Raw genomic sequence first — 12435 nt, 5'->3', positions numbered from 1 at the left:
ACTGGAGTTGCCATGATGAGCGAAAGTAATAAGCAACAGGCAGTGAATAAGTTGACAGAGATTGTCGCTAACTTTACCGCCATGATTTCTACCCGAATGCCTGATGACGTGGTGGATAAACTAAAACAGCTAAAGGATGCCGAAACGTCGTCGATGGGGAAAATTATCTACCATACGATGTTCGACAACATGCAAAAAGCGATTGACCTGAATCGTCCTGCCTGTCAGGACACCGGGGAGATTATGTTCTTCGTTAAAGTCGGTTCCCGCTTCCCACTGCTTGGCGAGCTGCAAAGCATACTCAAACAAGCCGTGGAAGAGGCAACCGTCAAAGCGCCACTACGTCACAATGCGGTAGAAATTTTTGACGAAGTAAACACCGGCAAAAATACCGGTAGCGGCGTACCGTGGGTCACCTGGGACATCATCCCCGACAATGACGATGCGGAAATCGAAGTTTACATGGCAGGCGGCGGCTGCACGCTACCTGGCCGCTCGAAAGTGTTAATGCCGTCAGAAGGCTACGAAGGCGTGGTGAAATTCGTCTTCGAAAATATCTCCACCCTCGCCGTAAACGCCTGTCCACCGGTACTGGTGGGCGTGGGCATCGCCACCTCGGTGGAAACCGCCGCCGTACTCTCGCGTAAAGCCATTTTGCGCCCGATTGGCAGCCGCCATCCCAATCCAAAAGCGGCAGAACTGGAGCTACGCCTGGAAGAAGGACTCAACCGTCTGGGGATTGGTCCACAAGGGCTGACCGGCAACAGTTCAGTGATGGGCGTACATATCGAATCTGCCGCCCGCCATCCGTCAACCATCGGCGTTGCTGTCTCTACCGGCTGCTGGGCGCATCGTCGCGGCACGCTGCTGGTTCATGCCGATCTCACCTTTGAAAATCTGTCTCACACCCGGAGCGCGTTATGAAAAAGATCCTGACAACCCCGATCAAAGCTGAAGATCTGCAAGATATTCGCGTCGGCGATGTGATCTACCTGACCGGTACGCTGGTGACCTGCCGCGACGTTTGTCACCGCCGTTTGATCGAACTGAAACGTCCGATCCCTTACGATCTCAACGGCAAAGCGATTTTCCACGCTGGCCCCATCGTGCGCAAAAACGGCGACAAATGGGAGATGGTCTCCGTCGGCCCGACAACCAGTATGCGTATGGAAAGTTTTGAACGTGAATTTATTGAGCAGACCGGCGTGAAACTGGTGGTTGGCAAAGGTGGTATGGGGCCGCTGACCGAAGAAGGCTGCCAGAAATTCAAGGCGCTACATGTGATTTTCCCGGCAGGCTGCGCGGTGCTGGCGGCAACCCAGGTGGAAGAGATTGAAGAAGTGCACTGGACAGAGCTCGGAATGCCGGAGTCACTGTGGGTCTGCCGGGTCAAAGAGTTCGGCCCGCTGATTGTCTCTATTGATACCCACGGCAACAACCTGATAGCCGAAAACAAAAAGCTGTTCGCCGAACGCCGCGATCCCATCGTGGAAGAGATCTGCGAGCACGTCCATTACATCAAATAACCCTCCCGGAGAGGCTCACCCCTCTCCTTTTTCGCAGGCATAACACGATGAAACCTTCCACTGAATGGTGGCGATATCTTGCGCCGCTGGCGGTCATCGCCATTATTGCTCTACTTCCGGTTCCCGCAGGGCTGGAGAACCATACCTGGCTCTACTTTGCCGTTTTTACTGGCGTGATCGTTGGACTGATCCTCGAACCCGTGCCGGGTGCCGTGGTGGCGATGGTGGGTATATCCATCATCGCCATACTCTCTCCCTGGCTGCTGTTCAGCCCGGAGCAGCTCGCTCAGCCAGGCTTTAAATTCACTGCAAAATCCCTCTCGTGGGCCGTTTCCGGTTTTTCTAATTCGGTTATCTGGCTGATTTTCGCCGCCTTTATGTTTGGCACAGGCTATGAAAAAACCGGGCTTGGACGCCGCATTGCGCTGATTCTGGTGAAAAAGATGGGACATCGCACGCTGTTTCTCGGCTATGCGGTGATGTTCTCCGAGCTGATCCTCGCACCTGTAACACCGTCCAACTCGGCGCGTGGTGCGGGGATTATCTATCCCATCATCCGTAACCTGCCACCGCTCTATCAATCACAACCAAACGACAGCAGTTCGCGCAGCATTGGCTCGTACATCATGTGGATGGGGATTGTTGCCGACTGCGTGACCAGCGCCATTTTCTTGACGGCGATGGCACCAAACTTGCTGTTAATTGGACTGATGAAAAGCGCATCTCACGCCACGCTGAGTTGGGGCGACTGGTTCCTCGGGATGTTGCCGCTCAGCATTTTACTGGTTCTGCTGGTTCCCTGGCTGGCTTACGTGCTGTACCCGCCGGTACTGAAGTCTGGCGATCAGGTGCCGCGCTGGGCAGAGACGGAACTGCAGGCAATGGGCCCGCTCTGTTCGCGTGAAAAACGGATGCTGGGGCTGATGGTAGGCGCGCTGGTGCTGTGGATTTTCGGCGGTGATTATATCGATGCCGCGATGGTCGGTTACAGCGTGGTGGCACTGATGCTGCTTCTGCGCATTATCAGTTGGGACGACATTGTCAGTAATAAAGCGGCGTGGAACGTTTTCTTCTGGCTGGCCTCGCTTATCACCCTCGCCACCGGACTCAACAACACCGGTTTTATTAGCTGGTTTGGCAAACTGTTAGCAGGCAGCTTAAGCGGTTATTCGCCAACGATGGTGATGGTGGCGTTGATTGTGGTGTTTTATCTACTGCGCTACTTTTTCGCCAGCGCCACGGCGTATACCTCCGCTCTCGCACCGATGATGATTGCCGCTGCGCTGGCGATGCCGGAAATCCCGCTGCCGGTGTTCTGCCTGATGGTTGGTGCGGCAATTGGTCTGGGGAGCATTCTTACACCATACGCCACCGGCCCCAGTCCGATTTACTACGGCAGTGGTTATCTGCCAACGGCGGATTACTGGCGACTGGGGGCGATTTTTGGGCTGATATTCCTCGTATTGCTGGTGATTACCGGCTTACTGTGGATGCCCGTGGTGTTGCTTTAAGTGAGGACGGTGCCGGAAATTGCTCTCCGGCACCCAATAGTTTTACGCAGCCGGTAACTCCGCCAGCGGCCAGCGCGGACGCACGCTAACGCCGAGATCCGCCGTCGCGCCTGCTTTAAACCGCACCATTCCGGCATAGGCGATCATCGCGCCGTTATCAGTACAAAATTCCGGACGCGCGTAGAACACTTCGCCGCGGCGTTTTTTCATCATTTCAGCCAGCTTCGCCCGTAACGTACGGTTAGCACTCACGCCGCCCGCCATGACCAGTCGCTTAAAGCCCGTCTGATCCAGCGCCCGCTTGCACTTAATCATCAGCGTATCGACCACCGCATCTTCAAAGGCGCGGGCGATATCAGCACGCGTCTGGTCGTCGGTGCCGTTGTCACGAATGGTATTTGCCGCGAAGGTTTTCAGGCCGGAGAAGCTGAAATCCAGCCCCGGACGGTCGGTCATCGGACGCGGGAAGACAAAGCGCCCGGCAGTACCCTGAGCCGCCATTTTCGACAGTAACGGCCCGCCGGGATAATCCAGCCCCAGCAGCTTCGCGGTTTTATCAAACGCTTCCCCGGCGGCATCATCGATAGACTCGCCGAGCAGCTCGTACTGACCAATGCCAGTCACGCTGATTAACTGCGTATGACCGCCGGAAACAAGCAGCGCAACAAACGGAAATTCCGGCGGGTTATCTTCCAGCATCGGCGCTAACAGATGCCCTTCCATATGGTGTACAGGGATCGCCGGAACGTCCCAGGCAAACGCCAGAGAACGCCCCACGGTCGCGCCAACCAGTAGCGCGCCGACTAATCCAGGGCCTGCGGTATAGGCCACAGCATCAATGTCTTTTGCCGTTAAACCAGACTCCTTTAGCGCCGCCTGGATCAACGGTACGGTTTTACGCACATGATCGCGGGAGGCCAGTTCAGGCACGACGCCGCCGTAGTCAGCGTGCAATTTCACCTGACTATACAATTGGTTGGCTAACAAACCTTTTTCATCGTCGTAAATGGCGATGCCGGTTTCATCGCAGGAAGTTTCAATACCCAGTACACGCATGACTTGTTTTACCTCGCTTTATTACCGCGCAGTGTAGGACCAATGCGGGTTGATGTAAAACTTTGTTCGCCCCTGGAGAAAGCCTCGTGTATACTCCTCACCCTTATAAAAGTCCCTTTCAAAAAAGGCCGCGGTGCTTTACAAAGCAGCAGCAATTGCAGTAAAATTCCGCACCATTTTGAAATAAGCTGGCGTTGATGCCAGCGGCAAACCGAATTAATCAAAGGTGAGAGGCACATGCCGGTAATTAAAGTACGTGAAAACGAGCCGTTCGACGTAGCTCTGCGTCGCTTCAAGCGTTCCTGCGAAAAAGCAGGTGTTCTGGCGGAAGTTCGTCGTCGTGAGTTCTATGAAAAACCGACTACCGAACGTAAGCGCGCTAAAGCTTCTGCAGTGAAACGTCACGCGAAGAAACTGGCTCGCGAAAACGCACGCCGCACTCGTCTGTACTAATTCCCCGAGAGCGTTGCTCTCCGATCAGACCGAGTTGTAGTTGTAAGGCCGTGCTTCCGAAAGGAATGCGCGGCTTATTTTCGTTTATGAATTGCTAAAAATCGGGGCCTATGGCTGGACGAATCCCACGCGTATTCATTAATGATCTGCTGGCACGCACTGACATCGTCGATCTGATCGATGCCCGTGTGAAGCTGAAAAAGCAGGGCAAGAATTTCCACGCGTGTTGTCCATTCCACAACGAGAAAACCCCGTCCTTCACCGTTAACGGTGAGAAACAGTTTTACCACTGCTTTGGATGTGGCGCGCACGGCAACGCGATCGACTTCCTGATGAACTACGACAAGCTCGAGTTCGTCGAAACGGTCGAAGAGCTGGCAGCAATGCACAATCTTGAAGTGCCATTTGAAGCAGGCAGCGGCCCCAGCCAGATCGAGCGCCATCAGAGGCAAACGCTTTATCAGTTGATGGACGGTCTGAATACGTTTTACCAACAATCTTTACAACAACCTGTTGCCACGTCTGCGCGCCAGTATCTGGAAAAACGCGGATTAAGCCACGAGGTTATCGCTCGCTTTGCGATTGGTTTTGCGCCCCCCGGCTGGGACAACGTCCTGAAGCGGTTTGGCGGCAATCCAGAAAATCGCCAGTCATTGATTGATGCGGGGATGTTGGTCACTAACGATCAGGGACGCAGTTACGATCGTTTCCGCGAGCGGGTGATGTTCCCCATTCGCGATAAACGCGGTCGGGTGATTGGTTTTGGCGGGCGCGTGCTGGGCAACGATACCCCCAAATACCTGAACTCGCCGGAAACAGACATTTTCCATAAAGGCCGCCAGCTTTACGGTCTTTATGAAGCGCAGCAGGATAACGCTGAACCCAATCGTCTGCTTGTGGTCGAAGGCTATATGGACGTGGTGGCGCTGGCGCAATACGGCATTAATTACGCCGTTGCGTCGTTAGGTACGTCAACCACCGCCGATCACATACAACTGTTGTTCCGCGCGACCAACAATGTCATTTGCTGTTATGACGGCGACCGTGCAGGCCGCGATGCCGCCTGGCGAGCGCTGGAAACGGCGCTGCCTTACATGACAGACGGCCGTCAGCTACGCTTTATGTTTTTGCCTGATGGCGAAGACCCTGACACGCTAGTACGAAAAGAAGGTAAAGAAGCGTTTGAAGCGCGGATGGAGCAGGCGATGCCACTCTCCGCATTTCTGTTTAACAGTCTGATGCCGCAAGTTGATCTGAGTACCCCTGACGGGCGCGCACGTTTGAGTACGCTGGCACTACCATTGATATCGCAAGTGCCGGGCGAAACGCTGCGAATATATCTTCGTCAGGAATTAGGCAACAAATTAGGCATACTTGATGACAGCCAGCTTGAACGATTAATGCCAAAAGCGGCAGAGAGCGGCGTTTCTCGCCCTGTTCCGCAGCTAAAACGCACGACCATGCGTATACTTATAGGGTTGCTGGTGCAAAATCCAGAATTAGCGACGTTGGTCCCGCCGCTTGAGAATCTGGATGAAAATAAGCTCCCTGGACTTGGCTTATTCAGAGAACTGGTCAACACTTGTCTCTCCCAGCCAGGTCTGACCACCGGGCAACTTTTAGAGCACTATCGTGGTACAAATAATGCTGCCACCCTTGAAAAACTGTCGATGTGGGACGATATAGCAGATAAGAATATTGCTGAGCAAACCTTCACCGACTCACTCAACCATATGTTTGATTCGCTGCTTGAACTGCGCCAGGAAGAGTTAATCGCTCGTGAGCGCACGCATGGTTTAAGCAACGAAGAACGCCTGGAGCTCTGGACATTAAACCAGGAGCTGGCGAAAAAGTGATTTAACGGCTTAAGTGCCGAAGAGCGATCGGGAAGCCCCCGACAGCCGCACTGAGAGGCAGCGGCAAATATATAAGTACGCCCTCGTAATTATCGTTGGCGGTAAACAACCGTTGGATTTCAGCGTTAACGGCTGAAGGACATCGGGTCAATCGCCCAACACCAACCTCATGAAATAAGTGTGGATACCGTCTTATGGAGCAAAACCCGCAGTCACAGCTGAAACTTCTTGTCACCCGTGGTAAGGAGCAAGGCTATCTGACCTATGCCGAGGTCAATGACCATCTGCCGGAAGATATCGTCGATTCAGATCAGATCGAAGACATCATCCAAATGATCAACGACATGGGCATTCAGGTGATGGAAGAAGCACCGGATGCCGATGATCTGATGCTGGCTGAAAACACCGCGGACGAAGATGCTGCCGAAGCCGCCGCGCAGGTGCTTTCCAGCGTGGAATCTGAAATCGGGCGCACGACTGACCCGGTACGCATGTACATGCGTGAAATGGGCACCGTTGAACTGTTGACCCGCGAAGGCGAAATTGACATCGCTAAGCGTATTGAAGACGGGATCAACCAGGTTCAATGCTCCGTTGCTGAATATCCGGAAGCGATCACCTATCTGCTGGAACAGTACGATCGTGTTGAAGCAGAAGAAGCGCGTCTGTCCGATCTGATCACCGGCTTTGTTGACCCGAACGCAGAAGAAGATCTGGCACCTACCGCCACTCACGTCGGTTCTGAGCTTTCCCAGGAAGATCTGGACGATGACGAAGATGAAGACGAAGAAGATGGCGATGACGACAGCGCCGATGATGACAACAGCATCGACCCGGAACTGGCTCGCGAAAAATTTGCGGAACTACGCGCTCAGTACGTTGTAACGCGTGACACCATCAAAGCGAAAGGTCGCAGTCACGCTACCGCTCAGGAAGAGATCCTGAAACTGTCTGAAGTATTCAAACAGTTCCGCCTGGTGCCGAAGCAGTTTGACTACCTGGTCAACAGCATGCGCGTCATGATGGACCGCGTTCGTACGCAAGAACGTCTGATCATGAAGCTCTGCGTTGAGCAGTGCAAAATGCCGAAGAAAAACTTCATTACCCTGTTTACCGGCAACGAAACCAACGATACCTGGTTCAACGCGGCAATTGCGATGAACAAGCCGTGGTCGGAAAAACTGCACGATGTCTCTGAAGAAGTGCATCGCGCCCTGCAAAAACTGCAGCAGATTGAAGAAGAAACCGGCCTGACCATCGAGCAGGTTAAAGATATCAACCGTCGTATGTCCATCGGTGAAGCGAAAGCCCGCCGTGCGAAGAAAGAGATGGTTGAAGCGAACTTACGTCTGGTTATTTCTATCGCTAAGAAATACACCAACCGTGGCTTGCAGTTCCTTGACCTGATTCAGGAAGGCAACATCGGTCTGATGAAAGCGGTTGATAAATTCGAATACCGCCGTGGTTACAAGTTCTCCACCTACGCAACCTGGTGGATCCGTCAGGCGATCACCCGCTCTATCGCGGATCAGGCGCGCACCATCCGTATTCCGGTGCATATGATTGAGACCATCAACAAGCTCAACCGTATTTCTCGCCAGATGCTGCAAGAGATGGGCCGTGAACCGACGCCGGAAGAACTGGCTGAACGTATGCTGATGCCGGAAGACAAGATCCGCAAAGTGCTGAAGATCGCCAAAGAGCCAATCTCCATGGAAACGCCGATCGGTGATGATGAAGATTCGCATCTGGGGGATTTCATCGAGGATACCACCCTCGAGCTGCCGCTGGATTCTGCGACCACCGAAAGCCTGCGTGCGGCAACGCACGACGTGCTGGCTGGCCTGACCGCGCGTGAAGCAAAAGTTCTGCGTATGCGTTTCGGTATCGATATGAACACCGACCACACGCTGGAAGAAGTGGGTAAACAGTTCGACGTTACCCGCGAACGTATCCGTCAGATCGAAGCGAAGGCGCTGCGCAAACTGCGTCACCCGAGCCGTTCTGAAGTGCTGCGTAGCTTCCTGGACGATTAATCGGTAGGCCGGATCAGGCGTTACGCCGCACCCGGCACTAGGCCCTCTGCACAAACGCCACCTTTTCGGTGGCGTTTTTTATCGCCCACGCACTACCAGCGCCTGGTCCAGCTCGCGATACGCTTCAACCAGTTTCTCCAGTGAAACGCGACTTAAACCGCTGGGATTTGGCAGCACCCAAATCTGCGTCGAACCAATGGTGAGCGTTTGTTTCCCCCACTGTGCACCGCGCTGGCTGAATCCCTGTTCATATGCTTGTTTGCCCAGAATCGCCAACGCCTGCGGCTGATAATCTTCAATTTTTTCAATCAGCTTACGCCCGCCTGCGTGTAGCTCCTGCTTTGAAACTTCATTGGCTTGCACCGTTGGACGGTCTACCAGTTTGGTGACGCCACAACGATAATCCAGCAGATGCTGTGCCTCCTGCGGCTTCAACTGACGGTCGGTAAACCCGGCCTGATATATCACCTTCCAGAAGCGATTTGCCGGATGAGCAAAGGGAAAACCAGTCCCGGCGGATGAAAGCCCAGGGTTGATACCGCAAAACACGACCCGTAACCCTGGAGCCAAAATATCCTCAACCATATTTACTCCTTTCTAACATCACCAGGAAAAGTATAACGGATTGAAAATACATTGTTTATAAAAACAGCAGGCGCGCGGTAATGGCTGGATTGCGACACGGAGTTACTTTATAATCCGCTACCATGGCCCCTTAGCTCAGTGGTTAGAGCAGGCGACTCATAATCGCTTGGTCGTTGGTTCAAACCCAACAGGGGCCACCATACACAACAAAGGGTTAGCTAATAAACCAGCTAACCCTTTTTCTTTTTCCTTTGAATTGGGTCAGGTAATGGGTCAGGTAAGCTTTTTTCCATCTGACTCAGATGGCTGATAATTGTCCCGGATAACGCTTTGCAATGATGTCATTTAGCCGATCAACCAGTTCTGGTTTTCTGAATGTGATATGCGCGGAGCCCTTCTTAAAGTATCTGATGCTGAACATCTCATCTTCATAGCTCTCTTTACCCTGAACAGACTGAATGTGCTCATCCAGACGAATAGTGATGTTTTCCCGATTGTCGGGGATTGGTTTACCGCTGAACAGGTGCAACATTCTTTCCAGATCGGCGAGTCGGTCAGCCTGTTGTCCGGTGATAAGATGAAATCCCCACCGGTCCCATCTCACCAGATTGTTGACGATAATTTTACTGCCAAATTTACAGGGGCAATTGGTTTTGTAATTCCAGTTCAGCCCTCTGAAGACGTTGATCACCCCTCGCTCAAACACCTCATCCTTATTCTGGTGCAGTTGTTCAAATGTGCTCAGGATGTTCGCTTCGCTGATTTCCGGAAAATTATCGTACTCCAGTGACCGGTACCATGTCTCACGGGCCTGTGCATCCATTAAGGAAAGCATCCCGGAACGTTGCATCAAGTCACGCCAGATTTCACGATCGAGATTGTGTGTGATGGCTTTCATTGCCGTTTCAGGTTTCTCCATGAGCCAGCAGCCACAGCGAAAATCCTGTTTCATCGCCCAGTCCAGTGCGGTTTTACCGCCAATACTTTCTGTCATTGCTGAGATTTCAGCCAGTTGCCGGATAAGTGTGTTGATTTGCAGCAGTGTACTTTTTCGTACAGCCAGAATGTGGCGGATACTGGTTGAGCAGATAACGTCCGTATGCCCGTTGACTACTTCCGGACGGGAGGCTGTGATATCAGACATAATCGATATTCCTTTTTGCAGATAAATGAAAACGCCAGCCCTGTTCAGGCTGGCGTCAGTGGAATGAAGTCTGGTGAGTGAGATGATGAGTGAAACTCACCGGTTCGGGGGCTGAAGCTGCAGTTGGCGCAGGGTACGGATATCCTCCCTGGCCTGTTCAATACAGGACAACAGGGCTGTCGAATCCGTTTTATCCTCATCGTTGTCAAAGATAATTCCGGATTCACAGTCGATATTGTCCTGCAGCCACGCAATCAGAATATCCAGCGCTGTTTCCGTGGTTAATGATTTCATGTTGTTTCTGGTTACCAGTCGAAAGTGGGTAAATCCGGCAGACACCCGGCGCTGGCATCCAGATGAATAAGACTGACGCCATAACGCCGGATGAGAGTGACAACCAGACGGCGGAAGGTTTTTGACAGGCCCAGACGTTTAAGGTGTAGCACCGGATACGACAAAGCATCGGTACGTAACAGATACCCTCTGCCTGTAAAATGAATCCATTCTGATTCGCCGGTGTCATTCGTCTGATGCGACAGCGAGTACAGCCAGGTGTTGTCCGTTTCCGTGATATGTGCGGTACTGCAGCGTATGCCGGTAAGGGCAGCAAATGGTGGCGTGCAGTCTGCTGAGGTCCGGTCAGATTCATCAACAACACGAAGGGAGTAGCCGTTATCGCAGATCATGTTAATCAGTTCAGCGAGATTAACACCATCAATGTCAACGACAATTCGCCCCATATTCAGTGCCTGTACGTTAACGCTGTCGGCTTCCAGTGTCAGGGTCAGTTGCATCGTTTCGACTCCTGATGCTTACCCAGGGTAATGTTATTTACCGTTCTGTAATTGTCGCGGGTCATCAGGCCGGTTGCCCGGCGAGCCCGGAGAATATCAATACTGTTTATTAACTGAGAGCGGGTACAGGCGCTGAATCCCGGCTGGTCGGTACGTACCAGTGCGTATTTTTCAACGAGAAAGTTCACCGCATCACACAGTGAAATGCCAGCTTCAATATGCTGCTCAATCACACGTTCATCGGCGAACGGTGTGTCATTCAGCGTAAGGCCGTAGTGCTGGTCCAGCAGTCGGGTGAGCAGTGTCTGCCAGATTTCAACCGGAGACGGGCGTGAACTGGCCGCCTGCCCGGGTAATACAGGTAATGTTTTCATACTGAAGATTTTCCTGATATGCAGAGATGAAAAATGGAAAAGTGGCGTGGTGAAAGCACCAGGCCGTAGCAGAAGGCTATTCTGGAGAGTTAATTTTTCATTTCGGGCGTCGGATAAACAGCCAGATAAACGTAACCACAGCTGCCGAGGGTGTCCGCATGGCAGGTCAGCCCTTTAACATACAGCGTGACGGTATTCTGACGGTGGGGATTCAGTTCACTGCTGGTGAGCATGAGTTCCAGTTGTTTCATCAGCAGCGGAAAGGCCTGGTCCAGATGGTTCGCATCCGCATCGCTGAACCGGCCTCTGATACCGGCGCGGTCTGTAAGGTAATGCAACCGGTTACCCTCCTGCACCAGACGTGCCCCGAAACAGGGCGTCACGGTACAGGGCAGCCCCCACCAGGGGCGGTCGTGATTGTCATCGGGATGCGTTGTCCCGGAGAATGTGTCTGACACAATAAAATCCTCACAGAAAATTGGTTAAGAATGGTCCGGTGGTGGCGATAATTCTGCTCTTCTGAATGCCCTTCCGGACTCAGTTCAGGGTGACGCTCATCAGCCGGACATACGGACCAAAACTGTCCTTACGGCGTTCTGCAAACACAGCCAGCACACCGGGAATATCCTGCACTTCACGACCGGTATACGCTTCAGTGCTGCCGTGCCAGCGGTATTTGCCGGTACAGAACGGGAAAAGACGGGATGCAGGATGTTGTTGGTGAATACGCATGGCTTCACCACGGGTGATGATTTTCATGGTGTGATACCTCTTAAGACAGAAGATAAAAGTGAAAACAGGTGTGATGTGGTGGTGACGGTGACGGGTTAAAGCAGACCGTGTTCCGCAAAGGAGAAAACCTGGCTGCCACCGACTATCAGATGGTCCGGTACCCGGATATCCACCAGGCCCAGTGCCTGTACCAGACGTTCCGTGATAAGGCGGTCTGCCTTGCTGGGTGTGACTTCACCGGACGGGTGATTGTGTGCCAGCACCACGGCAGCGGCATTGTGGTACAGGGCACGTTTAATCACTTCCCGGGGATGGACTTCCGTGCGGTTGATGGTGCCGGTGAAGAGGGTTTCACCGGCAATCAGCTG

General features: G+C 52.9%; 15 protein-coding genes and 1 tRNA gene. 7 read left to right on the top strand and 9 right to left on the bottom strand.

All coding sequences use genetic code 11. The features are described 5' to 3' along the window. Positions 1 to 12: 12 nt before the first annotated feature. The 3 genes from ttdA to ttdT are packed head-to-tail and all read left to right on the top strand — an operon-like array spanning position 13 to position 3037. A complete protein-coding gene (ttdA, locus tag K0778_RS20600) occupies positions 13 to 924 on the top strand; it encodes a L(+)-tartrate dehydratase subunit alpha (protein ID WP_000986797.1) in 912 nt (303 codons plus the stop codon). Further along, complete coding sequence (gene ttdB, locus K0778_RS20595; RefSeq protein ID WP_000722957.1) at positions 921 to 1526, top strand: L(+)-tartrate dehydratase subunit beta; 606 nt, start codon at positions 921 to 923, stop codon at positions 1524 to 1526. The genes ttdA and ttdB overlap by 4 nt, the downstream gene beginning before the upstream one ends. Before the next feature lie 47 nt (positions 1527 to 1573). Next, entirely contained in the window at positions 1574 to 3037 is a 1464-nt protein-coding gene (ttdT, locus tag K0778_RS20590; protein WP_000804973.1) for an L-tartrate/succinate antiporter, read from the top strand. A gap of 42 nt (positions 3038 to 3079) precedes the next feature. Here ttdT and tsaD read toward each other — a convergent pair whose 3' ends face one another. Next, a complete protein-coding gene (tsaD, locus tag K0778_RS20585) occupies positions 3080 to 4093 on the bottom strand; it encodes a tRNA (adenosine(37)-N6)-threonylcarbamoyltransferase complex transferase subunit TsaD (RefSeq protein ID WP_001264352.1) in 1014 nt (337 codons plus the stop codon). Between the two features lie 237 nt (positions 4094 to 4330). Here tsaD and rpsU point away from each other — a divergent pair, with 237 nt between their 5' ends. The 3 genes from rpsU to rpoD all read left to right on the top strand — a co-directional run bounded on the left by rpsU (position 4331) and on the right by rpoD (position 8438). Further along, positions 4331 to 4546, top strand: coding sequence for a 30S ribosomal protein S21 (gene rpsU, locus K0778_RS20580; RefSeq protein WP_001144069.1), 216 nt, complete (start codon positions 4331 to 4333; stop codon positions 4544 to 4546). A gap of 110 nt (positions 4547 to 4656) precedes the next feature. Next, positions 4657 to 6402 (top strand): DNA primase, encoded by a 1746-nt coding sequence (gene dnaG, locus K0778_RS20575; RefSeq protein ID WP_000918827.1) that lies wholly within the window; start codon positions 4657 to 4659, stop codon positions 6400 to 6402. A gap of 194 nt (positions 6403 to 6596) precedes the next feature. Then, positions 6597 to 8438: an RNA polymerase sigma factor RpoD gene (gene rpoD, locus K0778_RS20570; RefSeq protein WP_063084602.1), complete on the top strand. Its 1842-nt coding sequence runs from the start codon at positions 6597 to 6599 to the stop codon at positions 8436 to 8438. Between the two features lie 78 nt (positions 8439 to 8516). On the opposite strand, the gene mug is transcribed toward rpoD, so the two are convergent. Next, positions 8517 to 9023, bottom strand: a complete 507-nt coding sequence (mug, locus tag K0778_RS20565) for a G/U mismatch-specific DNA glycosylase (RefSeq protein WP_000228937.1) — start codon at positions 9021 to 9023, stop codon at positions 8517 to 8519. A 124-nt stretch (positions 9024 to 9147) separates the two neighbouring features. Between mug and K0778_RS20560 the strand changes: the two genes are divergently transcribed. After that, positions 9148 to 9223: transfer RNA gene (locus tag K0778_RS20560), tRNA-Ile, on the top strand. 98 nt (positions 9224 to 9321) lie between these two features. Here the strand turns inward: K0778_RS20560 and K0778_RS20555 are convergent. The 7 genes from K0778_RS20555 to K0778_RS20525 all read right to left on the bottom strand — a co-directional run. Then, positions 9322 to 10167 carry a DUF4942 domain-containing protein gene (locus K0778_RS20555; RefSeq protein WP_001280435.1) on the bottom strand — a complete coding sequence of 282 codons (846 nt, stop codon included), beginning with the start codon at positions 10165 to 10167 and terminating at the stop codon, positions 9322 to 9324. 96 nt (positions 10168 to 10263) lie between these two features. Next, a complete protein-coding gene (locus tag K0778_RS20550) occupies positions 10264 to 10461 on the bottom strand; it encodes a DUF957 domain-containing protein (RefSeq protein ID WP_000839263.1) in 198 nt (65 codons plus the stop codon). A gap of 11 nt (positions 10462 to 10472) precedes the next feature. Further along, positions 10473 to 10961 carry a DUF5983 family protein gene (locus tag K0778_RS20545; protein ID WP_001177592.1) on the bottom strand — a complete coding sequence of 163 codons (489 nt, stop codon included), beginning with the start codon at positions 10959 to 10961 and terminating at the stop codon, positions 10473 to 10475. After that, complete coding sequence (gene cbtA / locus K0778_RS20540; RefSeq protein ID WP_000854822.1) at positions 10952 to 11335, bottom strand: type IV toxin-antitoxin system cytoskeleton-binding toxin CbtA; 384 nt, start codon at positions 11333 to 11335, stop codon at positions 10952 to 10954. The genes K0778_RS20545 and cbtA overlap by 10 nt, the downstream gene beginning before the upstream one ends. 89 nt (positions 11336 to 11424) lie before the next feature. After that, positions 11425 to 11793 carry a type IV toxin-antitoxin system YeeU family antitoxin gene (locus K0778_RS20535; protein WP_053271974.1) on the bottom strand — a complete coding sequence of 123 codons (369 nt, stop codon included), beginning with the start codon at positions 11791 to 11793 and terminating at the stop codon, positions 11425 to 11427. A 79-nt stretch (positions 11794 to 11872) separates the two neighbouring features. Continuing rightward, positions 11873 to 12094 (bottom strand): DUF987 domain-containing protein, encoded by a 222-nt coding sequence (locus K0778_RS20530; protein ID WP_000692312.1) that lies wholly within the window; start codon positions 12092 to 12094, stop codon positions 11873 to 11875. 68 nt (positions 12095 to 12162) lie between these two features. After that, the coding region (locus K0778_RS20525) for a JAB domain-containing protein (RefSeq protein WP_072258631.1) at positions 12163 to 12435 on the bottom strand (273 nt) is incomplete at its 5' end.

Source organism: Escherichia sp. XD33 (genome assembly GCF_019375075.1).
In the GTDB taxonomy this organism is placed as follows: domain Bacteria; phylum Pseudomonadota; class Gammaproteobacteria; order Enterobacterales; family Enterobacteriaceae; genus Enterobacter; species Enterobacter flexneri_A.
The sequence above is the reverse complement of the archived record's forward strand: the minus strand, read 5'-3'. Positions and strand labels throughout refer to the sequence as shown.